Source organism: Desulfosporosinus burensis (genome assembly GCF_054657535.1).
Genome location: NZ_BAAHYN010000024.1, coordinates 1 through 26,788, shown reverse-complemented (window position 1 = coordinate 26,788; position 26,788 = coordinate 1). Strand labels below are relative to the sequence as shown.

The following is a 26,788-nucleotide window of genomic DNA, read 5'->3' as shown; positions in this document are numbered from 1 at the left end:
TGAAAAGGCTTGGTGACCGTCTATGGTTCTAAATGTAGAGTGTAAATAATAAATAATATATTAGCTGAAAGTCTCCCTTAACAGGGAGGCTTTTGTGCTAAGTTGAGAAAGTATAAGCAAAGGGGTGCCGGAAGGCACCCCTTTGCTTATTATTCAGTACATATAGCAAAAGAATGAAACATTGCGTTTCTGGAAATATTAAGGAATGTGCCAAGTATTTCGAAAATAAAAAGTGCTGATAGATTGGCCGAACCGAAATATGCCTTAGAAAAGGTCATATACTTTACTATGGAGGGGTGCCAGTGGAACATTCCGTGCAATTAGGAACGCAATACTACCGGGAGAGCATCTGTGCACGTTTACTCGAACTGCGCGACCGTGAAAAACTCCCCTTTCAAATCGTGGAACATAAGCAGGGAAAACGCTGGATCATTAAGTGTCAGTTCCAAGAGAATTCGTTGGATGAAACTGAAAATGAGCGAATGGTACAAAAAATCCATCGTTATTATTTAGCGAATGCCTTGGCAGAAACGATTTTGCAGCATTGGGAAAGAGACCACATCGTTCAAATACTTAAAAAAAAGCAATACTTAAAAGAAACCAATTGGCAAATAATACTCAACAAGGCTGTGGACTATTTGAATCAAGGACTAGGGCAAGTTCGTGGTTATCGCGTTAACCGTAAAACAATCCTAGTTACCCAGATTTTAAGTTGCTTAGATCAGAGCGCAGTTTTTGACATAGAGGGTTTTTTACGGTTTCGTGCACAAGAGTATAAAAACGAAGTATCCAAAGCAGTGGAGTATGCTATTGATGAGTACGTTATTGAAAAAGAGTATTTAGAATTTATCCAACTGTTAAAGCACTTCGTAGAGAGTCAAAGACCTCGTCTGGAATTTTTACATGTCGGAATGACACCAAAAGGTAAGTTTCATCTCTATAACAATGAAGGAGTTCAAGTAACCCATCAGTTCCTTGAAGACTATCAGCTTGACAATATTCATGAGCTAGGGTATGAAGATCTATTGGTCAGTGCCTTAATAGCCGTTGCACCTCGTCAAATTACGCTGCACATACGTTATGATGGTTACAAAGATACCTTGCAAACAATCCGGAGTGTTTTTGGAGATCGAGTCTGTGATTGTCAAGGTTGTTCCCTATGTGAAAAGTTTTGACAAAAATGAGATTGGCTTGTTATAATAAGTCAGTTCGTTAAATCTAGTCAAAATCGTTGAAAGGGAGAGTATCCTGAAACTACCGTGGAAGAGATGGAATGCCTAGGCTGTAAGCTTTCCTCACGGACGCACAGGAGAAAACCACCCTTGAGTGTTGGGCTGAACTTTAGTAAGCTCTGCCGTACCCCGCGTTAAGGGAAATCGAGTGAGAGGTGCGATATTAAACCTTTCAATTGGGTGGAACCACGGGAGTAGAACTCTCGTCCCTGTCAGGGACGAGAGTTTTTTATTTTTAATAATTTACTAAGGAGTGAAATCAATGCTTAAGGTCACCTTAAAAGACGGCTCAATTCGCGAGGTTGAACCAGGAACGACAATAGTAGAACTCGCATCTTCTATCTCTCGGGGACTGGCGAAAGTTGCGGTAGCCGGGAAAGTCAATGATAAGACGAAGGACCTTTCCTATCCACTTACGGAAGATGCGGCGGTGGAGATCATAACCATAGATAGTGACGAAGGGTTAGACGTTTTAAGGCATTCCACAGCCCATTTAATGGCCGAGGCCGTAGGGAATCTTTTTCCAGGGACAAAATTTGGAATTGGACCTGCGATTGCCAAGGGGTATTACTATGACTTTGACTCTGAACATGTGTTTACTCCTGAGGATCTGGTAAGTATAGAGAAGGAAATGAACCGTCTTATCAAGGAAAAGCATTCTTTCCAACGGAGAGAAGTCACCCGAGCTGAGGCACTTTCTCACTTTGGTGCATTGGGAGAGAAATATAAGGTTGAACTCATTGAGGGCCTTCCTGAGGATGCTACGATTTCAATGTACACTCAAGGGAACTTCACAGACCTTTGTGCAGGGCCACATCTTCCCTCCACGGCTAATATTAAGGCCTTTAAGCTGATGAGCTTAGCGGGTGCTTATTGGCGCGGGAGTGAAAAGAATAAAATGCTTCAACGCATCTATGGAACCGTATTTGCTAAACCAGCAGATCTGGAAGACCACTTGTTCAAGTTGGAAGAAGCCAAGCGACGTGACCATCGTAAGCTCGGTCTAGAGCTTGATCTCTTTAGCCTACACGAAGAGGGCCCCGGTTTTCCATTTTTCCATCCTAAAGGCATGATCTTACGCAATGCGCTGGAGGATTTTTGGCGACAGGAACACCGTCGACGCGGGTACCAGGAGATTAAGACCCCAATTATTCTGAATCGTTCGATGTGGGAACAATCCGGTCACTGGAATCATTATAAGGAAAACATGTATTTCACAGAAATTGATGACCAGGACTTTTGCGTAAAACCCATGAACTGTCCAGGTGGCATGATCATGTATAAGACAAAAATGCGCAGTTATCGTGACCTCCCGCTTCGTGTCGGGGAACTGGGCCTTGTACATCGCCATGAACTTTCGGGTGCACTCCACGGCTTACTACGTGTTCGAAACTTTACTCAGGATGATGCGCATATTTTCATGCTTCCTTCTCAAATCAATGAAGAACTCATTGGGGTTATAGAACTAGTTGACTATTTCTATAAAGTGTTTGGTTTTGAGTATAAAGTGGAATTGTCGACCCGGCCTGAAGATTCCATGGGTTCAGATGAGGATTGGGAAACCGCCACCAAGGCGCTTCAAGATGCCTTAGAAGATAAGGGAATCGAATACAAGATTAATCCGGGTGATGGAGCGTTCTATGGACCTAAAATCGATTTTCATGTCAAGGATTGCCTCGATCGGACCTGGCAGTGTGGAACGATTCAACTTGATTTTCAAATGCCTGAGAAGTTTGACTTATCCTATATCGGTGAAGACGGTCAAAAGCATCGCCCAGTCATGATTCACCGGGTTGTGTATGGAAGTATCGAACGCTTCATTGCACTTCTGACAGAGCACTATGCAGGGGCCTTTCCTGTCTGGCTGGCACCAACTCAGGTTCGAATTCTGCCGATCAGTGAGCGGCACCATGAGTATGCCAAATCCCTAGCTTCGCGTCTCAATGAACTGGATATTCGGGTGGAAACGGATGATCGCAAAGAAAAGATCAGCTATAAGATTCGAGAGGCTCAAACTGAAAAGATTCCGTATACGTTAGTCGTCGGGGACCAGGAAGCTGACTCTGATATGGTGGCCGTGCGCAGATACGGTCAGGGGGATGCCGGAGAAAAAATGGCGGTTGAGGCCTTTAGTACGTTAATCCTGGAAGAAATTAAGAGTAAGAAACTTCTTGTAAAAGGCTAATCCTAAGAAAAAAGCATTTGAGGGATTACATGGCAGGATGATGCATGTCCATTGTGTGGTCATGCATCATTAACCGATGTCAAGATAATAGATCTGGATGTAACTTGTAAATAAATGCCAAAGATAACTATATTGACAGGAGAGAGCTTTTGATGTAAGATGTTTAAGTCAAGTAGAAGCCATCCGCTTCTCACCTTACGACGTTCGTCGTTAAGGTATCTTCTGGTCCTGAGCTTAATTTTTGCTCGTGATTGTATAGAAGACGGGTGGTAATTCATCCGTCTTTTTTGTTTTGAGCTGATAAATATTTTGGAGGTGGTTTCTTATTAGCAAGGACTTAAGACTCAATGACGAAATCCGGGTTCGGGATGTTCGTCTCGTCGGAGAAGAAGGGGAACAACTGGGGATCATGGCGACTAGAGATGCCTTGACCCTCGCAATCGAGAAATCGTTAGATCTTGTTGAGATTGCACCGACGGCCAAACCCCCAGTCTGCAAACTAATGGACTATGGCAAGTACAAATACGAGCAAGCCAAACGGGACAAAGAAGCTCGTAAAAAACAAAAAAGCATGGAAATCAAAGAAGTCAAGTTGCGTCCCAATATTGAGGACCACGACTTCGAAACCAAAGCCCGCAACGCCCAACGCTTTTTGTTGGAGGGGGATAAAGTAAAGGTAACGATCATGTTCCGTGGAAGGGAAGTTACCCACCCGGAACTTGGAAAAGCCTTATGCGTGAGACTCGCCGAGTTTTGTAAGGCCGAGTCTACGGTTGAGCGCGAAGCAAAACTTGAGGGTCGAAACATGATCATGATTTTAGCTTCAATCAAACACGATTAATAGCAAAAGGGGGATTACGAAATGCCAAAAATGAAAACCCACCGAGGCGCAGCAAAGCGCTTTAAGAAAACAGGAACCGGCAAAATTATCCGTATGCATGGATACACTAGCCACATGTTAGAGAAGAAGTCGCCGAAGGCAAAACGCAATTTGCGCAAATCTACGGTGATGCATAAATCTGATGCCAAACGAATTGCAAATTTAATTGCTTATCTATAAAAACTGGAGTTAAAAGGAGGTCTTTGACATGGCCCGTGTAAAAAAAGGCATGACCAAACATGCTCGCCACAAGAAAATATTAAAATTAGCTAAAGGATACCGTGGAGCAAAAAGTAAACTCTACCGCCCAGCTAATGAACAAGTCCTAAAATCCTTAGCTTATTCCTATGCTCATAGAAAAGATAACAAAGGTAACTTCCGTAAGCTCTGGATCGCCAGAATCAACGCAGCTGCCCGCATAAATGGTTTATCCTATAGTCGCATGATGGACGGCTTGAAGAAAGCCGGAGTTACAGTCAATCGCAAGATGCTGGCGGAACTCGCAATCAGCGATGCTGCAGCGTTTACGGAAATTGTCAATGTCGCTAAGGTACAAATCAAGGCTTAAAACAGAGAGGGTGCGAAGGCATCCTCTTTTTGGACTAGGCAGAAAGTATAACTTTCTTGACTCGCTCCTGGAGGTGCATGGATGATTGAGTCTTTACAGAATGAACAGGTAAAATATGTTGTCTCCTTACAGCGACGTAAAGCTCGCGAAGAAGCTCAGTTGTTCGTGGTCGAAGGATGGCGCTTTGTCGAGGAGGCAGTTTCTAGAAATGCTCTGATCAAAAAGGTCTATGTTTGTTTAGACCGTGAGCCACTAGACGGGCAGTCTCTGCTAAAAGGGTTACGGGATCGAAGTATCCCTTTTGAGGAAGTGGATGAGCGGGTTCTGCGCAAGATGAGTGCGACAGAAGAACCGCAAGGGATTTTAGCGGTTGTACGCCAAACCAATCACTCGTGGTCAGAGGTAACCATTGACCAGCAAACAGTCTTGCTAATTATTGATGGTATTCAGGATCCGGGAAATCTGGGCACAATTTTGCGTACAGCGTTGGCGGCAGGAGTCCGTTATGTCTGTATGACCCCAGGGACGGTAGATGTCTATAATTCTAAAGTATTGCGCAGCACGATGGGGGCTATTTTTTCGCTAATTATCCTGCCTTCAAGCCAACCGGGAGATATCTTAGAATTTTGTCATCAACACGGTTTGAGTGTCTTCATGGGGGATATCCAGGGAGAAGCGGTTTACCGCACCACCTTATCAGAGGGTCCACTGGCGCTGATTGTTGGGAATGAGGGCAAGGGTCCTTCGCGATCCTTTAAAACGGAGGATGTTCAGCGTGTTACGATACCGATGGCTCAAAATGTGGAGTCCCTTAATGTAGCCATGGCTACGGGTATCTTACTCTACGAAATTGTACGCCAAAGGGATTTCTTGTAAAACTCTGTAGAGAATGCTATAATTTTCTGTGAACGTTCTCTTCGTAAATTTACATATAACAATACGATGATCAGGTTAAAATGGAGTCTTTTCTTTTCAGGGAGGCGTGGCCTAGACTGTGAGCCAGCTAAGAAGATATCCACCTCCTTCATCATGTGAAGAGGTTAAAATTCACCTGGGAGTGGTCTGCTGATTTGTAGGTAGACCCGGTCTCCTCCGTTAACAGGAACTTAAGTGTGGCCGGTTTGGTCAAACTAGGGTGGTACCGCGAGAATGAACTCTCGTCCCTTTCGCAGGGGCGGGTGTTTTTTATTTAGCTAAATCTAAAGACTTTTTTAAAAATAACAATATAACGAAGGCGACGACACCGAATGTATCGGGTTGGAATGCGTCTGAATGGAAAGGGTGGTTAAACTTGAAAAAGGAAATACAGCGCATTGGAGAGGAAACGTTACGGGTACTGAAGGAGCTGGAGAGTTCGGAAGCGCTCCAAGAGCTCAAAGTGAAAATTCTCGGGAAAAAGGGTACTTTAACTGCAATGTTGCGTCAAATGGGGAGCTTAAGTCCTGAGGAACGGCCGATTATGGGGCAAGTGGTTAATGAAGTACGTAGTCGTTTAGAACAAGCTTGGGAGGAGCGTAGTGCGGAGCTCGAAGCCTTGGTCTTAGAGAAAAGGTTGACTTCGGAGCGCATCGACATAACATTACCGGGAATGCGTATTCCGCGTGGACATCATCACCCTCTGACCCAAGTAATGGAAGAAATTGAAGATATCTTTTTAGGTATGGGATTCCAAATTGCTGAAGGACCCGAAATTGAGTCGGACTATTATAACTTTGAAGCCCTTAATCTACCGAAGGAACATCCAGCTCGTGAAATGCAGGATTCCTTCTATATTACCGAAGAAATTTTGCTTCGCACTCAAACCTCTCCAGTTCAGGTTCGAACGATGGAGAAGCTCTTTCCTCATCTTCCAGTGAAAATCATTGCTCCGGGAAAAGTCTATCGAAATGATGATGATGCAACCCATTCTCCGATGTTCCACCAGGTAGAAGGACTTGTAGTGGATCATGGGATTCGCATGTCAGACCTTAAGGGGATTCTCTTAAATTTCTCTCGCCAAATGTTTGGAGAATCTAGAGAGATTCGTTTAAGACCCAGCTTTTTCCCGTTTACAGAGCCCAGTGCAGAAGTGGATGTTTCCTGTATGCTTTGCGCGGGAGTAGGATGCCGTCTCTGTAAAGGGACCGGCTGGATTGAAGTCTTGGGGTCGGGAATGGTTCATCCAAAGGTTTTAGAAGCAGGCGGATACGATCCAAAAGAAGTGACGGGTTTTGCCTTTGGTATGGGAGTTGAGCGTATTGCCATGCTGAAGTTTGGGATTGAAGATATGAGACTCTTATTTGATAATGATTTGCGCTTTTTGCAGCAGTTTTAAGGGGGAAATGTCATGAAAGTCAGTATGGAGTGGTTGCGTGAGCTGGTGGATGTCGATCAGAGTGCCGAACAATTAGCGGAAACCCTAACCCGTGGTGGGATTGAAGTAGAGGGTGTCGAGAATCTAAATAAAGGTTTCGAAAAAGTGGTGATCGGAGAACTAGTCAGTCTTACGAAGCATCCGGATGCCGATCGACTTTTAGTATGTGACGTTAATGTGGGTCAAGAATCGGTGACGATCGTCACTGGAGCGCAGAATTTATTAGTAGGAGATCGGATTCCTGTTGCTATGGTGGGAGCAACCCTTCCCAATGAGCTTACTATTCGGAAGTCAAAACTTAGAGGGGTTGTCTCCCTGGGTATGCTATGTTCCCGTGAAGAGCTTTTGCTGGATAAGACAGTAGGATTAGAGCGCAGTGTGGACGGGATTCTTATTTTGTCACCTGAGGCGCCCGTCGGAGAGAACTTTGGCAGTTATTTAGGACGTGAAGATAGTGTCTTGGACTTGGAACTATATCCCAACCGACCAGATTGTTTAGCTATGATCAATGTTGCTCGTGAAGTCGCTTCTCTTACCAGGAAAAAGCCCCATTTGCCGAAATGGGCGGACCATCATCAAGAACTGTCCTTGCCAACGGCTACGGATCTACGGATTATCATCGAAGATGAAGAGTTATGCTGGCGATATGCAGGTCTAGTGGTTGAAGATGTTCATATAGAACCTTCTCCAGAATGGATGCAGAGACGGTTGAAGGCTGCTGGAGTTCGTCCCATTAATAATATTGTCGATATTACGAATTACTGCATGATGGAAATGGGACAACCACTGCATGCTTTCGACCGAGATAAGATACAGGGGGATGTTCACGTCCGATGTGCGTATCCGGGGGAAAAAATCGTCACCTTAGATGGAGTGGAGCGGAACCTTCAAACAGACACCTTGCTTATTGCAGACGACCATGTTCCTTTGGGCTTGGCTGGCGTCATGGGTGGCTTAGATAGTGAGGTGACGAAGGATACAAAGCGGCTGATGATCGAAGCGGCTCATTTTTCTCAGGTCAGCATTCGCCGCACCAGTCGTCGACTAGGACTTAGGTCGGAGGCCTCTAATCGCTTTGAAAAGGGTCTTAATGCGCACGGAATGGTGGCTACACTCGGCCGAGTTTGTGATTTACTCCTTGAATTAGGGGCTGGACGTCCTGTTGCCTTCGTCGATGAAGTGAAGAAGCTTCCCTCTAGCCGTCAAGTTAGCCTCTCAGCAGAGCATGCTTCAACCGTGCTAGGTGTGATACTTAAGACAGATGAGATACGTCAAGTCCTGGAGGATTTGAACTTTGAGTATAAGCAACAAAAAGGATTATTCCAGGTCGAGATTCCAGCTTACCGCTCGGACATTGAGATCGAAGAAGATCTTATGGAAGAAGTGGCCCGCTTAATCGGTTATGACAAAATCCCAACGACCCTTCCTCAAGGAGATCTGACTCAAGGCAGTAGAACCCCAGAGCAGGAATTCCGCCGCCGCTTGCGAAGAACCCTAGTTCAATCTGGAATGGATGAGGTACTGACTTATACCTTTACTCGCGCAGAATCGGATGCACAATGGGGAAGTGCCCAACATTCAATTCCATTGCTTAATCCCTTGCGGGATGAACTCAGTGTCATGCGCACCTCTTTAGTACCGGGACTCCTTGATGTAGCAGCTCGCAATGTAGCACGCCGCAACATGGAAGTAAGTATTTTTGAGATAGGGAATACGTATTGGGGAGAAGAACAACCCTTGCGGGAGCTTCCACGAGAAGAATTGCGTGTGGCCGGAGTTGCGGTGGGTAAGAGCGGAAGGCATTGGCTTAATCAGTCAGTCAATAAGGATTTTTACTATCTCAAGGGTATCGTAGAAGAAATGGCCTTGGGATTCGGACTTAAATTGGAGTATCGTTTAGCAAAAAGTAAAAATTTGCTGCACCCTGGGCGCTCAGCCGATATCTATTTGAAGAATCAATGCCTAGGATTCCTTGGTGAACTGCATCCATCTCTGGAAAAGGAGTGGGGGCTTGAGCGGGTGGTCGTCTTTGAATTAGAGTTGACTCCAATGATCGAGCAGATGAGGCAAACCGTTCGTGCTTACTCCATCCCGCGTTTCCCAGCGATACAAAGAGATTTGGCTGTAGTCGTGTCTATGGAAATTTCAGCTGAAGCGGTAATGGCTAAGATACGCAAGCTCGGTGGGGAATTATTGCAACAAGTCAAGATCTTTGATGTCTATACTGGAAAGCCTATCCCTGACGATCACAAAAGCTTAGCGTTCTCATTACGTTACCAATCCTTAGAACGGACTCTAACGGATGAGGAAGTAAACCTACTGAATTCGCGCATCTTAGAAGGGATTCAGCAGGAGTTTGGCGCGGAGTGGCGAAAATAAAGAAATAGATGCGCTGGCCATGGACGGCCGAGTGTCCCTGTAGCCAAGGATGGCGAGAAGGGACCGCTGGCCATGGACGGCCGAGTGTCCCTGTAGCCAAGGATGGCGAGAAGGGACCGCTGGCCATGGACGGCCGAGTGTCCCTGTAGCCAAGACTCAACCAAGGATGGTTGAGATTAGAGCACCGCCATGGATGGCAAGGTGCCGTGATGACCGAGAAGATACTTTCCAGAAAGTTATGCTTTCTGACTAGTTGGACAAAAAGAGAGCGAGGGGAATTTGTGGCACATGAATCAGTCAAAATCAGCGTTGAGATTTTTGGGGAAAAGCATGTGGTCCGCGGTGATGGGACAGCATCATATATCCTAGGGTTAGCGCATGATGTCGATAACAAGATGCGTCTGATTGCGCAAAGGCTACCTCGCTTAAGTGCACACCAGGTTGCAATTTTGACTGCCCTGAATCTAGCCGATGACCTTGCAAAACTGAAAGAGGAACAAGAGACCTTAATGCAGCTACTTGGAGAAAAAACTGAGTAGCATGGAGTACCGAAAATGAGATTTACTATTGGAAAAAACTTAAATAGTGTTAGGAAAAAACGGCGACTGAGTTTAGACAAAGTCGCCGAGTTAACAAGTGTCAGCAAAGCAATGTTAGGGCAGATCGAAAGAGGAGAATCTACTCCTACAATTAACACTCTTTGGAAAATCGCGACAGGTCTGAAAGTCTCATTTTCCTCGCTATTAGCAAATGGGGTGGAAGGTAAAGAGACTCTTTTTATACATCATTCAGATATTAAACCAATTATTGAAGAAAATGGGCAAATGAGAATCTATCCACAATTCATGTTCGATAGCAATAGAGGCTTTGAAGTGTTTATCATTGACCTTGAACCAGGCTGTACCCATAGATCACCCCCGCATGACGAGGGGGTTGAAGAATATATTTGCCTTATCGAAGGAGTCCTACAAATAGATATCGGAGATAATGTTTATGTGTTAAATAAAGGGGATGCTATCCGTTATCTGGCCAATAAAGAACATATTTACCGCAATCTTTCCGATCAACTCACCAGTTTTCAGCATTTAATTTACTATTTTTCCTAAAAAATTTGGCTGTAGATATGGATTAAAACACGACTAACAACCTGTTAAGTCGTGTTTTTTATGCACTAGTCAGACCCCCCTGCCTCTAAAAGTGGCACTGATCAATGAAAAAACGCTATTTTCATGGGAAAAAGTATAATCGACTTGCCGCCGGTCAAAATCTTTGATCGTTTCCTTAATAAAAAGATTGCAAGATTTTGTTTCTAAACTATTGAGCGTTATAACGCATACGTGGTATACTTTACACAAATGTGCGTTATAACGCTCAATGATACAACTATTAGAAAGGTATGTTCAAGAATGAGTTCTTTTATAGTATTTCTAAAAAAAATAAAATCAGATTCTTCGATCTCCGCCGTTGTCGCGGGGCTAATTGCTGTTACTGTTGGCTTTGCTGGACCTGTACTGCTGATTTTCCAAGCGGCAAAGGTCGCAGACTTAAGCAATTTACAGCTATCATCGTGGATATGGGCGATTTCTATTGCTAGTGGACTGACATCCATTATTTTAAGTATTCGATTCAAGGCACCTGTGATTACTGCCTGGTCAACACCAGGGGCTGTAATGTTAATCTCAGGTTGGAGTGCTTATGCCTATTCAGACTCAATTGGCGCATTCATTTTTTCCGGGATACTTATTACGATACTTGGATTTACAGGTCTTTTTTCTTCCTTTATGAAACGGATCCCTTACGCAATCATTACTGCAATGCTCGCCGGGATTCTACTTAAATTTGGGGTAGATGTCTTTGTTTCCTTAAAACAGTTGCCTATGTTAGCGATACCCATGATATTGGGTTATCTGGTATCCAAGCGCTGGTTTCCACGCTATGCGGTCGTTACAAGTTTACTCCTAGGTCTCCTGATTTCCTATAGTCTAGGCATAGTAAACTTAGGAGGGGTCAGCGTTTTTCTTGTCCAACCCATCTTTACTAAGCCTACATTTTCACTTAGTTCGCTAATAGGGTTAGGAATACCACTCTGTATTGTAACGATGGCCTCGCAAAATGCAACGGGCCTTGGGGTGCTAAGGGCTGATGGATACAATACTCCAGCAAATCCACTCATTATTACTACCGGGGCTGCATCAATCCTCTTCGCTCCGTTTGGAGCCCATGGTATCAATTTGTCAGCCTTAATAGCTGCGATCTGTACCGGGAAGGAGGCCCATCTTGATCCAAATAGACGATATATTGCTGGAATTTCTGCGGGTCTTTTTTATCTTATATTTGGCATTTTTGGTGCAACTATTGTTTCTGTTTTTGCAATCTTCCCTAGCGAATTGATTATTGTAATAACGGGATTAGCGCTATTTGGGTCGATAGGTTCAAGTCTTACCTCAGCGATGCAAGAAGACGAAAAAAAGGAAGCTGCGTTGATTACTTTTCTGGTTACTTTATCGGGCATTTCAATTGCCGGAGTCGGATCACCTTTTTGGGGATTAATTGCGGGTATAGTTACTGATTATATGCTATCGGGAGATCTAAGGAAAATGTTCTCTTCAAAGATTTTTCTACAAATGCGAGGAAAACATCGGAGAGTAGGTTGAGAGGTTAAGTCAACTCGTTCAACTAAAGAGGAGATGGGATACCCTTGAAGAAGTACTCAGTATTTCAAGCCATTGATTTAGCGAAGTAATGATTGAATAGAAGAATTGAGACTGGGGGCTAGTTCCTTTACCTAAATATGATATAATTTATCTGGGTGATAAGATGATTATTTTTAATAATGACTGGCAAAGCCTATTATATGATGAGTTCAGCAAAGAATACTATCAAAAATTAAGGCAGTTTTTGATAACGGAATACAAGACCAAGACAATTTACCCGGATATGCATGATATATTTAATGCCCTTCATTACACCGCTTATAAAGATATTAAGGTAGTTATTTTAGGACAAGACCCCTATCATGGACCTAATCAGGCTCATGGACTAAGTTTTTCGGTAAAACCAGGAATAGCTCCGCCGCCATCCTTGCTAAATATTTTCAAAGAACTTAAGAGTGATTTGAATTGCTTTATTCCGAATAATGGCTATTTAAAAAAGTGGGCAGATCAAGGAGTACTATTATTAAACACAGCACTGACCGTGATTGCTGGACAGGCAAACTCGCATCGGAATATGGGATGGGAGTTATTTACAGACAAAGTGATTACCTTGTTAAACGAACGTCAGGATCCGATCGTCTTTATATTATGGGGAAACAATGCTCTTTCCAAGTCAGGCATAATAACTAACCCGAGCCACACTATCATAAAATCCCCCCACCCTAGTCCGCTCTCGGCGTCTCGCGGTTTTCTGGGGAGTAAACCCTTTTCTAAAACCAACAATTATTTAATTTCTATGGAAAAAAACCCCATAGACTGGCAAATTGAAAACCTATGAAGTAATAAAGAAGGCAGTGTACAATAAAATAAATGGCACATATGACAACCCCTCAGAGCGAAAAGAAGGCATCTGAGGGGTTTGGTTTTTAACCGAAAATACAATTACTGAGAGAATTGGGAGCAGAATTTAGGGGTCAAATAGATTTTTGCATCGACAAAGAGCTTATGGACTTTGGATCGAGATTTGGAATTTCGGCAACTTTTAAGGAGATTTCTAATGCAAATCTGTACCTTACTGGTGATAGGGGAAGAAGAAAGGAGCCCTCACAGTCGATTTTCTTCAATAAAGCATTCTTTTGTCATGGTACGACAGTATAAGTTAAATTTCACAGCAGGAAAAGGAAGTTATAAGGATAAATGAATAATAATGGAGAAAACGAAGAAACCGAAGGAGGGGTGCCTATCGAATGATAAATACGCCATATCTGAGGTTCACTCTTTAGTAAGGGATGTTGCACTGCCATTAGAGATAGTTAAAGAAGAAATAATTGAAATATCTAAAATCCTTTAACCTTAAAAAATTAGGAAAATGAGTAAATGTTGTTAGTTAACAGAATAAGAAAGGGTGTTATGAAAAATGAGCTATGATAGTATTGCGGAACTGGTCAACGGCCTAGTCAAGAACCCGAAAAGTTTGTTGTCGTTAGAAAACGGGCTACCTTCAACAGAACTTAAGACTCATGAATTCACGATCATTCAAAACGTATTTTCCAAGTACGAGGTATCTGGGGATACGCTAACGATTGGTATACAACCTTTGTTTACGTGGTAAAAGGAGATGAGCCTTCAGCTTGATCAAACTATTTCCACAGAAATAAATGAAATTCTTATTAGAGCTCACCTGAATGCAGAAATGTTACACCTGATCAAGTCCACGCTTAACGCTGAAGGCAAGACTGGTGAATTATTTCCGTGGGCAAACTTAACTTTATTGAGTTGTGAATGTGTAAGCAGGGTACCTAAAGTTGCGCTGCCAGGGGCAATAGCAATGGAGCTATTTGCCCTGGCGTAAACTCTCCAATGCTAACGCTATCAACTTAGCCATTTGTCTACTTATGCTGAGCAATGAGGCAGTAGCAAATATTCAAGATGATAGACTCTTTAGAGGAGTTAGCTCAATCTTAAATCGTACGGGAATAAGTGCTATAGAGGGTCAATTCCAGGAGTTCCAGTATAATAGTCGGGAGCAAATTTCTCTAGAGCAATATTTTGAGTTAGTTAAGCGAAAATCGGGAAGTTTAATGGCCTGTGCCTGTAAAATTGGGGCAACCTTAGGCGGTGGGTCGAAAGCGCTAATCTTCCAATTAGACCAGTTTGGAATAAACTTTGGGGTAATGAGCCAAATCAGAAACGATTTAAACGATTTCTTAGATTTCGAAAAGAAAAAGGATTTCCTTAATAGAACGAAAACCCTGCCTTATGTCTATCTTTTAAGTATTCTAAAAGGGCAGCCCGAGCGGTTCAAGGAACTAACTCAGATGCAAGGCCAAGGGTTACACAGGTTCGGAAACGAAGAACGAGACTATCTAAAACAAATAGCCATCGATGAAGGGGTTGCCCATTACTGCAAAGTTATGTACGAAATATTTCGGCAAAAGGCTATGGAGATAATTTTAGCGATACCAGTTCTGGAAAAAGGCAAGGAGAAGATGATTAAACTTGTGGAAGAAAGTGTTTAGACGGCAGGCATATTATATTGCGAGCGTCGTTTTCATAGTAATAGGATTTGTATATTTTATTATTACTATCAATCAACCTTGCATTGGTCTTGACTTTGAGAATGATAAAGGACAATGGCTTGTGACGGTTAGTGATCCTGAGGGCGAGGGGTACCAAGCAGGGGTAAGAGTCGGGGACATAGTCATAAAAATCAATGAGGATGTTCCAAGCAATTACCCTTTATTTAAAAAATGGAGGGTAGCGGAAGGGGCTTCGTCTATAGAAGTCCGCAGATTTAATCAGCCAATAGATTACTATATTAAATTGCCCACACGTTCAAATTGGCAAAATAAATTAAAAGAAATTCCTCTACATATTTTAGGTTTTGTTTTCTGGCTGTTGGGATTTATGACATGGCTTAAACGCCCTTTTTTGGCTCAAGCACGTGCTATATTTTGGTTGAACTGGATTATCGGCTTGGTAATAGTTTTTTCTTCTGCTTCAGGTCGCTGTTTGTTTTTTGCCAAGGAGTTATGCTATATAAGCATGTCTTTAGTCCCTGTATTTCTTATTAATCTGATCTCGGTTTTTCCAAAAGAGAATAGAAACAGGGCAAACAGGTTAAGCATTCATACGTTTGCCATAACAGCTATTGTCCTAATGACTTTGACTGTTTTACAATCCATTGGGATCATCAACAATGCAAGTAGTTTATTGATGAAAATAATATTATTGACTGATATGATAGCCCTACTTTTAGTACTCGGAAATCTTGGTTCGCTAATAATGCTGCCCAAAGATAACCCGGAAAAGAACCAGGCGGGTATACTTTTTTTGGGCATGGTAATAGGCTTCTTTCCGTTTGTCATTTTGACGGCAGTTCCTCTTTTATTTGGTTTTCACCCGATGAGGTACTTCGATTTCAGTTCTTTATTTCTCTCCGTTGTGCCAGTCGCTTGGTATTATGTCATAGTCAATCGATATTTACCGGATAGTCGTCGGCTATTTGAGACAATAATTTCATTTTTTATTTCAGGAGTAGTTATTAGTTTTATTCTCTCGTATGTATTTTACTTTTTCAAATTAGTAAAGACCTTAAATCTAGAGGTATATCTTGTTTCGCTATCTTTAACCATGCTGTTCATGGCTTGCATTTACTTTATGCGAGTTATAATAAGTATGCTATTAAAAAACCTTGCTTTATTTGAAGGAAAGCAAGGTTTTAGAGAACGAGTTCAGATACCTGTGGGACTGATTTAATAGATAAAATGAAAAAGCTTCAATTCAAAGTAAAGATTCTTATGCTGACCGGACAAAATCCACAAGGCTATGTTACTAAGTCGATAAGTAAGGGCGCCAATGGGTTTCTACTGAAAGACTGTTCAGTCAAGGAGATGATTCAGGGAATATTAAATGTTTATCAAGGTGGAGTCAATTTTTCGCAAGGGTTAGAGGCTTTCCTTCAACCGGTAAATAAGAATAATAACTTACATTTCCCAGTGAAGCCTGTAGAAACGCTACGTAAACTACTGACCAAAAGAGAAATAGAAATAATAGAATTAGTTTCAAGAGGCTTACATAACAAAGAAATTGCCTTGGCTTTAGGTATTAATGTACGAACTGTGGATTTTCACGTTAGTAATATTCTACATAAATTTGGGGTAAGCACCCGTTTGGAAGCTGTCTTAAATTGGGCATATGTTGATAGGGAAGTTTGGCCTTTCAATAATAGATAGAAAAACGCAAAAAAACTCTAGAATACAAGGGATTCTTACCTAATAGGTGAGAATGATCCCTTTGCATATATAAAAAGCAAAGAGATCATTCTCATCGCTAGGATTAAGATGCTTCAGGTAGCAACTGCTCCCAAATCATGGTGTTGTGATTAAAATGGTGTGTTTCTAAACTCACGTGGCGTAACGCCAACATTATTGCGGAAATTGGCCACAACGCGATGTCTTAAAGTCACTCTGAGCTACAGAAAGACCAATTGTACAAATCAAAATTAAACAATTATAATGAAGTTGTTGTCCAGCCTTTGGCAGATGGTTATTTAAATATGTTCACAATGTAGAAACAGAGGAAGTAATGACATGGATGAAATAATAAAAGAACAATCCCGACCGCTAGAGCTTTTGGCTCCTGCAGGTAGTTACGAAGCCTTTAAGGCGGCAGTAGAAAACGGCGCAGATGCGGTTTATCTCGGAGGGAAAAGCTTTAGTGCTAGGGCAAGTGCTGCAAATTTTGAGATAGAAGAGCTGCAAAAGGCCGTTCGTTATGCTCATGAACGGCAAGTTAAGGTGTATGTCACAGTAAATATCCTTATTGCAGACCAGGAGTTTCAGGAACTGTTGAACTATCTTTACGCCTTACATGAAATAGGTGTCGATGCCGTGATCTTGCAAGATGTTGGGGTCGCGGAATTAATTCATACGATTCTTCCGGAAATGGAAACCCATGCTAGCACACAAATGACGGTGAATACAAGCTGGGGAGTTCAACATCTCGAGTCGCTTGGCTTTAGCCGAGTAGTCTTGGCAAGGGAGACCTCGGCGACTGAAATGCAAGAGATTGCTGGAAAGACGCCACTAGATCTTGAAGTGTTTGTGCATGGCGCACTTTGTATCGGCTATTCAGGACAATGTCTGATGTCGAGCTTTATTGGAGGGCGGAGCGGAAACCGCGGCACGTGTGCTCAACCCTGCAGGATGACGTATCAGCTCTTAAATGAAGGAAAAGAGAACCTTTTAGTCCAGAAAAACACCGGAGAACACTTATTAAGCCCTCGGGATTTGAATTTGGCTGAGGAATTGGCAGAGTTAAAGCAAGTCGGAGTTCATTCTCTTAAAGTTGAGGGTAGAATGAAACGACCAGAGTATGTAGCGACTGTCATTCGTCTCTACCGGCAAGCAATAGATCGGATCGGAGACCAGCGAGAAGGTAGCGCAGTGACTCCCTTGCTAACCCCAGGTGAGCATCAGGAATTATTGCAGGTGTTTAATCGAGAGTTTACAAGCGGGTATTTTAGGCAAAACCTCGGCGCAGAACTTATGAGCTATAGCCGTCCGAACAACCGGGGGACACGTCTCGGCCGAGTGGCACGCTTAGATGCCGGGCGATTATCGCTCAAACTAGAGGCTGCTTTGCACCCTGGGGATGGAATCGAATTCTGGACAGGGCGTGGGCGAGAAGGGGTAACCGTTGGCCTGATCTGGAAGGATCAAACAGAGGTCATTGAAGGATTACCGGGGGAAACTGTCCAGATAGAATTTTCGGGAGTTGCACAGCCAGGGGACCGAGTTTTCAAGACCAATGACGCCTTACTCATGGAAAAGGCTCGGCTAAGCTTTCAAGAGGGGCGAGAGCAACGCAAAAACCCGTTGAACCTGCGTCTTTCGGGGAATATTGGGGAAAAATTGCGTTTAGAGGTTATAGACAGCGAGCATAACGTTACCGTTTATTCGACGAACCCTGCTCAAAAGGCCTTGAAAAGACCACTAACGTGGGACTACGCTTTCCAACAGTTAGGGCGATTGGGGACAACTCCCTTTTGGCTCGATAAGCTGGAGTTAGAAATCGATGAGGGCATCATGCTTCCAGTCAGTGACTTAAATGAAATGCGTCGCTTGGTGGTTGAAGAATTATTACAGGACAGCCCTAGGCAAATGCTTGATCGACAAACCTATCGTCAAAGGGTAGAACGCTGGAAACATCGTCAAGCAGAGGAAAGGGCAGGCTTACAAACTAGCGAGAGTGTCGTTCCCCAAGTTTCGGTGGCTGTGAGCGATCAGGAAACACTGCAAGCTGCCATTCAAGCAGGAGCCAAACGAGTTCTCATTGGTGGAGAGCATTGGCGTTCTCGGCGAGGGTTTACGCTGGAAGAAATTCGTAATAGTTTTGAGAGGTGCCGTAAGCAGGGAATTGATTGTGTATGGCGGTTACCCCGCATCTTAAATCAGGATCAGAGTAAACATCTTTTAGCAGCTCTAAAAAAAGCGAAGGAATGGGCGGAAAAACCGAAAGTGATGGTTGCCAACCTAGGAGAACTGGAGATCCTGAAGGGGATAGATCCGGATTGGGAATTTGAAGTAGATTACTCTTTAAATGTATTCAACGAAGCCAGCTTAGCTCATTTTTTGCGTCTCGGTGCAAAAAAGGTGACGCTTTCCCCAGAACTGCACCACGAACAACTTGCTCCTTTAGCTAAATGGCCAGGGGTGGAAGTGATCTCGTTCGGAGATCTCGAAATGATGGTGAGCGAATACTGTCCGGTAGGGGCTACGCTAGGTGGAAAAAAAGGAGAACACTGTGCTGGAACGTGCGTGAAAGAACCGCATTACCTACGCGATCGTATGCGTTATGATTTCCCCGTGGAGACAGACCAGGAGTGTCGGATGCATCTTTTCAATGTTAAGATTCTTAATCTTTATGAAGAACTTGCTCAGATTCGGCGTATGGGGGTTTCGACCGTCCGTCTTCAATTGACTCGGCAATCCCCCAGCCAAGTTCGACAGATTGTACGTCTATTTAGTGAGGCTTGGGATATCTTACAGGGAGGCAAAAGGGGCGCAGTGACGTCAGATGAAGGGATGAATGAGTTAGGTGCTCTTTTCCCAGAAGGTTTCACAAAAGGGCATTTCTTCCGGGGAGTGTTATAGGTTCATAGCGCTAAGATGGCCTGAGCATTCGTTGGATCGTCTGCACCTGAATAATTGATTAATACGAGTTTTCTATATTTATTATGGGGTTTGAATGAATAGAGGAGGAGCTATGGGAATTGAAGATAAAGTTCTAAGTAAACTGGATTTTCCAAAAGTATTGTCACGTTTGGCGGATTATTGTATCTTACCAAGGGCCAAAGAACTGGCTATTGGTTTAAAACCCTTTGTTGATTTGGAATTGGTTCGCTTGGGGTTACAAGAAACGGACGAGGGAAAGGATCTCTTGCGCGGAAATCCTCTTTTTTCAGTTCGAGGAGCCAAAGAAATCCGTCCCTATATCGAGCGCTGTCTACGCGGTGGAGTAATACATGGAGAAGAACTACTTGAGATTCGTGATACATTAGGAGTAGGACGGAAAATAAAACAACTCCTTATGGAATCCAGAGAGCAATTCCCTAGATTATGGGATATTACCTTACCGATCGAACCACAAAAGGATCTTGAGGATGAGATCTCCCGTTGCATCTCGGAAGATGGCAAGGTTGCGGATAATGCTTCCTCGGAACTAGCGGACTTTAGGCGAGCGGTAAACCGCCTGCAGCACCGCATTCGAGAAAGTTTGGAAGGGACTTTACGCAACTCAAGCTATCAGAAGATGCTCCAAGACCCTATTATTACACAACGTTCGGATCGTTACGTTGTACCGGTCAAGCAGGAATACCGCACGGCGTTTCCCGGTATTGTCCACGATCAATCGGCGAGCGGAGCAACGTTGTTTATCGAACCTATGCCTGTCGTTCAGTTGGGTAATGAGCTTCGTGAAGTCATCCTAAAAGAGCAACGCGAAGTCCAGCGAATTCTCCAAATGCTTTCTGCTCAAATTGAGGTACGGGCGGATGCGGTTGCGGATATTCACGAAGTTTTGTCTCAACTAGATTTAGTGGTTGCCAAAGCGCATTTAAGTGTGGCGATGAACGCTGGCGCTCCAGAATTGCTCTCAGGGCAACAAATGAAATTAGTTCAGGCAAGACATCCGTTAATCGGTGGAAAAGTTGTTCCGCTTTCCTTGGAATTGGGGCTTGATTTCGATACGTTAGTGATTACCGGGCCAAACACTGGGGGAAAAACGGTGGCCCTAAAAGTAGTCGGCCTTATGGCGGCCATGAATCAATCTGGTCTCCACATTCCCGCGGAAAGTGACTCTCGCATGGGGGTATTTACCCAGATCTTTGCGGACATTGGGGACGAACAAAGTGTCGAGCAATCTTTAAGCACTTTCTCAGGGCACATGAAGAATATCGTCGAAATAATTAACTGCTCAGACGGACGTTCCTTGGTCTTGCTCGATGAAGTGGGGGCTGGGACCGACCCAACAGAAGGGGCAGCCTTGGCGATGGGAATTTTGGCGGAACTGCATGAACGAGGTTGCCGAACGGTATCGACGACTCACTATGGGGCATTAAAGACGTTTGCTTACGAAACCCCACGGGTTAAGAATGCTTCAGTGGAGTTTGATACGGAGACTTTACGTCCCACGTATAAGCTATTAATCGGGATACCCGGTAAAAGCAATGCGTTTACGATTGCTGGAAGGCTGGGTTTGAGAGAGCAAGTCCTCGAAAAAGCTAACACTTTTGTGACGGAGCGGGAAATGCAGGTGGCCGATCTCATTGAAAATTTAGGAGAAACCCACCGAGAAATTGAGTTAGAAAAGCAAAAAGCTGCTACGGGTCGGCAAGCGGTCGAAAACCAAAGTAAGGCTTTAGAAGAAAAGACGATCCGTTTAGATGAAGAATACGAACTCTTGTTAGCCTTGGCTAAGGATGAAGCCAGCGAAATCATTCGGGGGGCGAAACGTGAAGCAGAGGCTTTAATCGAAGAGTTAAAAGCGGCTCTAAAGAAAGAGACTAAACAGCAACAGGATATTGAAAAGGCCCGTCAAGGATTCCGCCGGGCTTCAGCGAAACTGGATCAAGGCCGGCCAGTGAAACGCTCAGGAAGCGAATTGACAGCTGATCAGATCATGCTTGGGCAGACCGTGCAGCTCACGAAGCTTAGGCAGAAAGGGCAAGTTATTAAACTCCCTAATGCCAATGGCGATGTCTTAGTTCAAGCGGGGATCATGAAAGTAATGGTGCCACTGTCAGAATTGAAATTAGCTCAGGAGGAGAAGAAGACCACACCCAAATATTCAAGAAAAATGGGGATTGGACTTCGAAAGGCGGAGGACATCCGTAGTGAAATTGATCTAAGAGGAATGCTTGTTGAGGAGGGTACAGAAGCCTTAGACAAGTATCTTGATGACGCCGTTCTCGGAGGCATCGGTCTAATTTACGTCATTCACGGCAAGGGTACAGGGGCTATGCGCGCGGGGATTCAGGATTTCTTGAGAGGGCACCCGCATGTTCGCAGTTTCAGGATCGGGGAATATGGAGAAGGGGACTCAGGAGTCACAGTTGTTGAGTTGAAGTAATAAACCCTAAATTAATATTTAATTAAACACAAAAACAACACTGTATCTTTTGGAGATACAGTGTTGTTTTGTTATAGCCACGTGTTAAGGCCTTAATATTAAGTGAGTATTAATTTCACGCTATTCGAAGACGGTCCAGCCTCTGATTCTTTTGACTTTTTAAAGGAGGCACGGAAGAAGTAAGAACCTGGACTAGGAGCTTCATCGTTTATCGCTAGTGAAAAGGAAAGGGATCCCTTTGAAATCTTAATTGGAATGCTTCCGACAGGTTGACCAGGACGTTGAATATAGACAATTGTAGAATATACCTCATTTCCTGACCAGTTAATGATAGGGATGGTCACCTTTGAGGTCTTGGGATCGTAACTTACTTGTCCAAGTACGGGCGCAGGAAGCAATGTCTCCTGGGGTATCGTATCTTGTGGAGGTGCTAAAGGATCAGGATCAAGGATTGAATCGGTAACTGGCTCAGGTGCTATCTCTGTAGGCGGTTTGTAGGGGATCTCATTAGAGGGCCATGTCCACGAGGCATCACGATCGGGTAAATTCAAGAATGTCTTGGTTAAAGTATTCTTCGAACTTGGGGTTGCTAACATAGTCGGAAAATCAGCGTCGACATCTTTTTGAAACCAGACGTCACTAATCCGCGTGGGAAAATCTCCTTGGGCTGCTATTTCCGTAGCGACGAATTCCGAGGGGGTCAAACTACTGGGAAGGAGTCCCGACTTCTTATCAAACGTGCCACTAATAATCCCTGAAGGCTGTTCAAACTTTGATTTAACGGGGAGATCCTTAAGAGCTGCCGACATAACGCTCTTCCAGATCTGAGCAGGATAGCTCCCGCCATAGACACTGCGCAAATAATGCTGCCCATCTGGGTCGGAATCGTAGCCCATCCAAACAACCCCAGCGTAGTTCGGAGTATATCCAGCAAACCACGCGTCAGGATTACCGGATTTATTGCCATATTTAGCAGGATCCAAAGAAGTGGTGCCAGTTTTACCTGCAACAGCCCAGTTCCCAATTTGAGCGCTGACGCCTGTTCCGTTGGTCACAACACTTCGTAACATACTATTGACAAGATAGGCAGTCGTTTCCTTCATGACTCGGTTTTTTGTAATTTTCGGCGTGATCACTGTATTTCCTTTAGCATCTAAGACTTTTAGGACTGCGTGATCAGTCACCTTCACTCCGTTATTAGCATAAACCCCATAGGCGGTTGCCATGTCCAGCGTGGTTACATGAGTAGTCCCTAAGGCTAGACTCAAGACTCGATCTTCCGGTTCAAGCGGGAGTCCAAGATTATTTTTACCAAACGACCAACCGTAATCGACCCCGATAAGGTTCAGGAGTTTGACAGCATAGATGTTCACAGATTGTTCAACGGCATAACGCATGGGAATAAGGCCTTTCCAACCTTTAGACTCAGTATCAAAGTTAGTAGGTGCCCAAGACTTGCCATTGCCACCACTGTAGGTTACTGGCATATCGTCAAGAACGCTACCAGGGAAATATCCACCTTTCTCGAGGGCTGGTCCATAGACAACCAAGGGCTTAATCGTTGATCCGGGTTGGCGCTTGGATTGCCAAGCTCTGTTCAGTCCTCGGGGAGTATAGTCTCGCCCACCGACCATGGCCTGAATGGCACCTGTCGAAGGCTCTATGATTGTGATGGACCCTTCAACTTTTGTATTGTCCATGCTTTTGGGGAAATTGGCTGGGTTAGCAAAAGCCGCTTCAGCAGCCCCTTGGATTTTTGGATCAACCGTAGTATAAATGCGTAAACCACCACTAAAGATTTGTTCAGGAGTTAAACTGTAAGTGGTTTCCAATTCTTCAATAACATAATCAACAAAATAGGGGAATTTGTAGCTCGCATTGGTTACTGCAGCTTTTTGAGCCCCACCGCGGTTTTTCTTCATTTCCTCAACGTAGGTGAAGGGGGCATCTTTCTCCGTGTTATACTCTTCAGCGGAGATAATTCCAGCATCCCGCATTACTCCGAGCACAGTGGTACGCCTGGTTTTGGCAGAATCAGGATGAATATAAGGATTGTATTGACTGGGAGCCTGGGGTAACCCGGCCAAAAGAGCGACTTCAGCAGGCTTTAGATCCTTAAGATCTGCGCCAAAATAAGTTTTGGCAGCAGCTTGGATTCCAAACGACGATTCACCAAGAAAGATTTTATTGAGATAAAAGGTTAGGATTTCTTCTTTGGTGTATTCGCGTTCCAGTTGGATGGCAAGAACTGCTTCTTGAATCTTTCGAGATAATTTTTTGGCTGTAGGATCTTCGATAAAGGCATTTTTGGCAAGTTGAATGGTAATGGTACTAGCCCCTTCTTTAGCACTTCTTGAACGAATATCATTCAAAGCAGAGCCGATAATCCGAATCGGGTCAACACCAATGTGCTCGTTAAAGCGCTTATCCTCCACCGCAATGAACGTATTCTTAACAAGATCAGGAATTTCAGAATACTCAACAGTTTGACGATTCTCATATCCATGCAACAGGGCAAATTCGGTGCCGTCCTTGTCATATACATAAGATGTTTGTTTTTTGTCACCTAGTAAGACGGGGTCCCATTTAGGAGTACCGGCTACGGCGATACCAACGAAAATTGCTAAGCCAAGTGTGAAGAGAGCTATAAAGATTGTCAATAACTTGAAAGCAACCCGTAACCTTGATGAGTGTTTAGGGCGCCTTGAACCCTTTGGTCTTTGAGACGATGGCATAATGAAACCTCCTAAAGTAAAAAATGAGGCCCTGTAACTGTCTAATCTATGAAATTATATCATACTTTTATAGCGACAAGGAAATTCTAAATAAGTATGAGTTAAATCAAGACTCTTTAGGTTCAAGATAGTTGCGGGTTTGCAGGAGAAACTGTATAATATAGTCAATTACACAAGTGCATTAAAATAATGGAATGATTGAGAAGGAACTTGGCGTACGGTAGTAGAGAGTCGGTGTAAGGTGCAAATCGACCCAGAAACCAAGAGTTACACCTCAGGACTAGAGTCAAAAACTCTCGGATCAGCTCGTTATCGCTGGTGAAGCTGGTATCCGTTCTTATACGGATTCAATGTGGGTGGTACCGCGGAAGTATTTTCGTCCCTCAACCTTGGGTGGGTTGGGGGACTTTTCCTCGTTTCTAACCCTGCAATGAGGAATTGAAAATACCGATCACGTGGATTCAGATTAACAAAGGGGGATATTTTGTATGGATATTTTTAAGGAGCTACAAGATCGGGGGCTAATTTATCAACACACGGACGAAACAGCATTACGCATAAGATTAGCAACGGGCCCGATGACATTATACTGTGGATTTGACCCAACTGCAGACAGCTTGCATATTGGACACTTGCTGCCCATTTTAGTCCTAAAGAGGTTTCAACTTGCAGGACATAAATCGATTGCCTTGGTGGGAGGAGGAACGGGTCTAATCGGGGATCCAAGTGGTAAGGCCGCTGAGCGCACATTAAACCCTAAAGAAATAGTGGAAGAGTGGGCTCAAAAGATCAAGAATCAACTAGGTCGTTTTTTAGACTTTGAAGTTGGCGAAAACCCAGCAATCCTTGCTAATAACTATGATTGGTTAGGGTCGCTTCAAGTCATTGAGTTCCTGCGAGATATTGGCAAGAACTTTCCCTTGGGTGCCATGCTGGCCAAGGATGCGGTAGAATCGCGCATGACTAAAGGGATATCCTTCACAGAATTCAGTTATATGATTTTGCAATCCTACGATTACCTAAAACTGAACGAAATGTACGGATGTGAGATGCAGATTGGTGGAAGTGACCAATGGGGTAATATCACCGCTGGAATCGATCTAATTAGACGGACTGCAATTAATCAAGAAAAAGAGACTTACGGGCTAACTTTACCACTCGTCACGAAAAGTGATGGAACTAAGTTTGGCAAGACGGAATCAGGAGCAGTTTGGCTGGATCCCGAAAAGATGTCTCCCTATAAGTTCTATCAATTTTGGCTTAACACAGATGACCAAGACGTTGTTAAGTTCTTGAAATACTTTACCTTCCTAACAATGACTGAAATTGAGGAACTAGCACAAGCCGTAGAAAAAGAGCCTGAGAAGCGGAGCGCACAACGGGCTTTGGCTATCGATATGACAAAGTTGGTTCACGGACAAGAAGCGCTTGAGCGGGCAGAAAAAATCTCAAGTGCACTTTTCGGAGGAGGTTTAGGGAAGCTAACTTCTGCTGAAGTGGAAGAAGGTTTTAGCGATGTGCCTTCGACAACTATCGAAGATCCTCAAACCAGCCTGGTTGATATGTTAGTCCAAGTGGGGGCAGTGTCTTCCAAACGTCAAGCTAGAGAGGCAATAGAGAACGGTGCCATCTATATCAATGATATTCGACATACAAATGTAGAGACAAGCGTTTCCGAACTGGAACGTTTAGATGGAAAATATCTTGTCACTCGCCGCGGAAAGAAAAACTATTATCTGATTAAAGTTCAGTAAAACCTTTTTTACAAGGCAGAAATTAGACAGGTACCTTAAACAACTAGTAAATAGTCGATAGTCGTTCAGGTACCTGTCTAATGTTGCTAGCAATCAAAAAAACAAATTTCGTAGGGATTCCCGATTTCTTGATACAGTATACAAAAAAACGGTTGACAAGGCAGTTATCAAATGTTAATATATCCAAGTGCCGCAAAATTAACGAGGTAAAGCGAATCTTGCTTAGTAAAGTTAAATGAATGGCCGACATAATTAGTTATTGACAACGAGAGTTGAAAATGCTAAGATGTAAATCCGGCCGCAAACGGCTGAGAAAAATTAATGGTCTTTGAAAACTAAACAACAAGGACAGCCAATGAGAGAAACTCGAGAGAGTTTCAAAATAAATCATGAGCGAATCATCTTCTTCAAGTTA

At 43.7% G+C, this 26,788-nt stretch carries 23 protein-coding genes and 2 other annotated features; of the genes, 22 read left to right on the top strand and 1 reads right to left on the bottom strand.

Annotation, left to right across the window (positions count from 1 at the left end):
• Positions 1 to 302 precede the first annotated feature (302 nt).
• The 21 genes from ytxC to ACYQ3Q_RS26795 all read left to right on the top strand — a co-directional run bounded on the left by ytxC (position 303) and on the right by ACYQ3Q_RS26795 (position 21,884).
• A complete protein-coding gene (gene ytxC, locus ACYQ3Q_RS26895; RefSeq protein ID WP_459931491.1) occupies positions 303 to 1,175 on the top strand; it encodes a sporulation protein YtxC in 873 nt (290 codons plus the stop codon).
• A gap of 47 nt (positions 1,176 to 1,222) precedes the next feature.
• Positions 1,223 to 1,446, top strand: a binding site (T-box leader).
• Positions 1,447 to 1,494: 48 nt separating this feature from the next.
• Entirely contained in the window at positions 1,495 to 3,417 is a 1,923-nt protein-coding gene (gene thrS / locus ACYQ3Q_RS26890) for a threonine--tRNA ligase (protein ID WP_459931490.1), read from the top strand.
• Between the two features lie 164 nt (positions 3,418 to 3,581).
• Positions 3,582 to 3,713 (top strand) — a sequence feature (ribosomal protein L20 leader region).
• A 29-nt stretch (positions 3,714 to 3,742) separates the two neighbouring features.
• Positions 3,743 to 4,258 (top strand): translation initiation factor IF-3, encoded by a 516-nt coding sequence (infC, locus tag ACYQ3Q_RS26885; RefSeq protein WP_459931509.1) that lies wholly within the window; start codon positions 3,743 to 3,745, stop codon positions 4,256 to 4,258.
• Positions 4,259 to 4,279: 21 nt separating this feature from the next.
• Positions 4,280 to 4,477, top strand: a complete 198-nt coding sequence (gene rpmI / locus ACYQ3Q_RS26880; protein ID WP_034144088.1) for a 50S ribosomal protein L35 — start codon at positions 4,280 to 4,282, stop codon at positions 4,475 to 4,477.
• Between the two features lie 28 nt (positions 4,478 to 4,505).
• The gene (gene rplT / locus ACYQ3Q_RS26875; protein ID WP_034144089.1) at positions 4,506 to 4,865 is read left to right on the top strand and encodes a 50S ribosomal protein L20; all 360 of its coding nucleotides are present in this window, start codon (positions 4,506 to 4,508) and stop codon (positions 4,863 to 4,865) included.
• An 81-nt stretch (positions 4,866 to 4,946) separates the two neighbouring features.
• Entirely contained in the window at positions 4,947 to 5,741 is a 795-nt protein-coding gene (locus tag ACYQ3Q_RS26870) for a TrmH family RNA methyltransferase (protein WP_459931489.1), read from the top strand.
• Between the two features lie 415 nt (positions 5,742 to 6,156).
• A complete protein-coding gene (pheS, locus tag ACYQ3Q_RS26865) occupies positions 6,157 to 7,179 on the top strand; it encodes a phenylalanine--tRNA ligase subunit alpha (RefSeq protein WP_459931488.1) in 1,023 nt (340 codons plus the stop codon).
• Between the two features lie 12 nt (positions 7,180 to 7,191).
• A complete protein-coding gene (gene pheT / locus ACYQ3Q_RS26860; RefSeq protein ID WP_459931487.1) occupies positions 7,192 to 9,597 on the top strand; it encodes a phenylalanine--tRNA ligase subunit beta in 2,406 nt (801 codons plus the stop codon).
• Positions 9,598 to 9,646: 49 nt separating this feature from the next.
• Positions 9,647 to 9,850, top strand: a complete 204-nt coding sequence (locus tag ACYQ3Q_RS26855) for a hypothetical protein (protein ID WP_459931486.1) — start codon at positions 9,647 to 9,649, stop codon at positions 9,848 to 9,850.
• A 28-nt stretch (positions 9,851 to 9,878) separates the two neighbouring features.
• Positions 9,879 to 10,136: a cell division protein ZapA gene (locus ACYQ3Q_RS26850; RefSeq protein ID WP_459931485.1), complete on the top strand. Its 258-nt coding sequence runs from the start codon at positions 9,879 to 9,881 to the stop codon at positions 10,134 to 10,136.
• A 15-nt stretch (positions 10,137 to 10,151) separates the two neighbouring features.
• Entirely contained in the window at positions 10,152 to 10,703 is a 552-nt protein-coding gene (locus ACYQ3Q_RS26845; RefSeq protein WP_459931484.1) for a helix-turn-helix domain-containing protein, read from the top strand.
• Between the two features lie 300 nt (positions 10,704 to 11,003).
• The gene (locus tag ACYQ3Q_RS26840; RefSeq protein ID WP_459931483.1) at positions 11,004 to 12,251 is read left to right on the top strand and encodes a benzoate/H(+) symporter BenE family transporter; all 1,248 of its coding nucleotides are present in this window, start codon (positions 11,004 to 11,006) and stop codon (positions 12,249 to 12,251) included.
• A 163-nt stretch (positions 12,252 to 12,414) separates the two neighbouring features.
• Positions 12,415 to 13,089 carry a uracil-DNA glycosylase gene (locus ACYQ3Q_RS26835; RefSeq protein WP_459931482.1) on the top strand — a complete coding sequence of 225 codons (675 nt, stop codon included), beginning with the start codon at positions 12,415 to 12,417 and terminating at the stop codon, positions 13,087 to 13,089.
• A 369-nt stretch (positions 13,090 to 13,458) separates the two neighbouring features.
• The gene (locus tag ACYQ3Q_RS26830; protein ID WP_459931481.1) at positions 13,459 to 13,602 is read left to right on the top strand and encodes a hypothetical protein; all 144 of its coding nucleotides are present in this window, start codon (positions 13,459 to 13,461) and stop codon (positions 13,600 to 13,602) included.
• Positions 13,603 to 13,668: 66 nt separating this feature from the next.
• A complete protein-coding gene (locus ACYQ3Q_RS26825) occupies positions 13,669 to 13,863 on the top strand; it encodes a hypothetical protein (RefSeq protein ID WP_459931480.1) in 195 nt (64 codons plus the stop codon).
• A 6-nt stretch (positions 13,864 to 13,869) separates the two neighbouring features.
• A complete protein-coding gene (locus tag ACYQ3Q_RS26820; RefSeq protein ID WP_459931479.1) occupies positions 13,870 to 14,103 on the top strand; it encodes a hypothetical protein in 234 nt (77 codons plus the stop codon).
• A 43-nt stretch (positions 14,104 to 14,146) separates the two neighbouring features.
• Positions 14,147 to 14,770 carry a polyprenyl synthetase family protein gene (locus tag ACYQ3Q_RS26815; protein ID WP_459931478.1) on the top strand — a complete coding sequence of 208 codons (624 nt, stop codon included), beginning with the start codon at positions 14,147 to 14,149 and terminating at the stop codon, positions 14,768 to 14,770.
• Complete coding sequence (locus tag ACYQ3Q_RS26810) at positions 14,751 to 16,010, top strand: hypothetical protein (protein ID WP_459931477.1); 1,260 nt, start codon at positions 14,751 to 14,753, stop codon at positions 16,008 to 16,010. Before ACYQ3Q_RS26815 ends, ACYQ3Q_RS26810 begins: the two co-directional genes overlap by 20 nt.
• Before the next feature lie 8 nt (positions 16,011 to 16,018).
• Positions 16,019 to 16,486, top strand: coding sequence for a response regulator transcription factor (locus ACYQ3Q_RS26805; protein WP_459931476.1), 468 nt, complete (start codon positions 16,019 to 16,021; stop codon positions 16,484 to 16,486).
• A gap of 357 nt (positions 16,487 to 16,843) precedes the next feature.
• Positions 16,844 to 19,408 (top strand): U32 family peptidase, encoded by a 2,565-nt coding sequence (locus tag ACYQ3Q_RS26800; RefSeq protein WP_459931475.1) that lies wholly within the window; start codon positions 16,844 to 16,846, stop codon positions 19,406 to 19,408.
• A gap of 112 nt (positions 19,409 to 19,520) precedes the next feature.
• Positions 19,521 to 21,884, top strand: coding sequence for an endonuclease MutS2 (locus ACYQ3Q_RS26795; RefSeq protein WP_459931474.1), 2,364 nt, complete (start codon positions 19,521 to 19,523; stop codon positions 21,882 to 21,884).
• A 98-nt stretch (positions 21,885 to 21,982) separates the two neighbouring features.
• On the opposite strand, the gene ACYQ3Q_RS26790 is transcribed toward ACYQ3Q_RS26795, so the two are convergent.
• Positions 21,983 to 24,619 carry a transglycosylase domain-containing protein gene (locus ACYQ3Q_RS26790; protein ID WP_459931473.1) on the bottom strand — a complete coding sequence of 879 codons (2,637 nt, stop codon included), beginning with the start codon at positions 24,617 to 24,619 and terminating at the stop codon, positions 21,983 to 21,985.
• Between the two features lie 488 nt (positions 24,620 to 25,107).
• On the opposite strand from ACYQ3Q_RS26790, the gene tyrS reads away from it, so the two are divergent.
• A complete protein-coding gene (tyrS, locus tag ACYQ3Q_RS26785) occupies positions 25,108 to 26,373 on the top strand; it encodes a tyrosine--tRNA ligase (RefSeq protein ID WP_459931472.1) in 1,266 nt (421 codons plus the stop codon).
• Positions 26,374 to 26,788 lie beyond the last annotated feature (415 nt).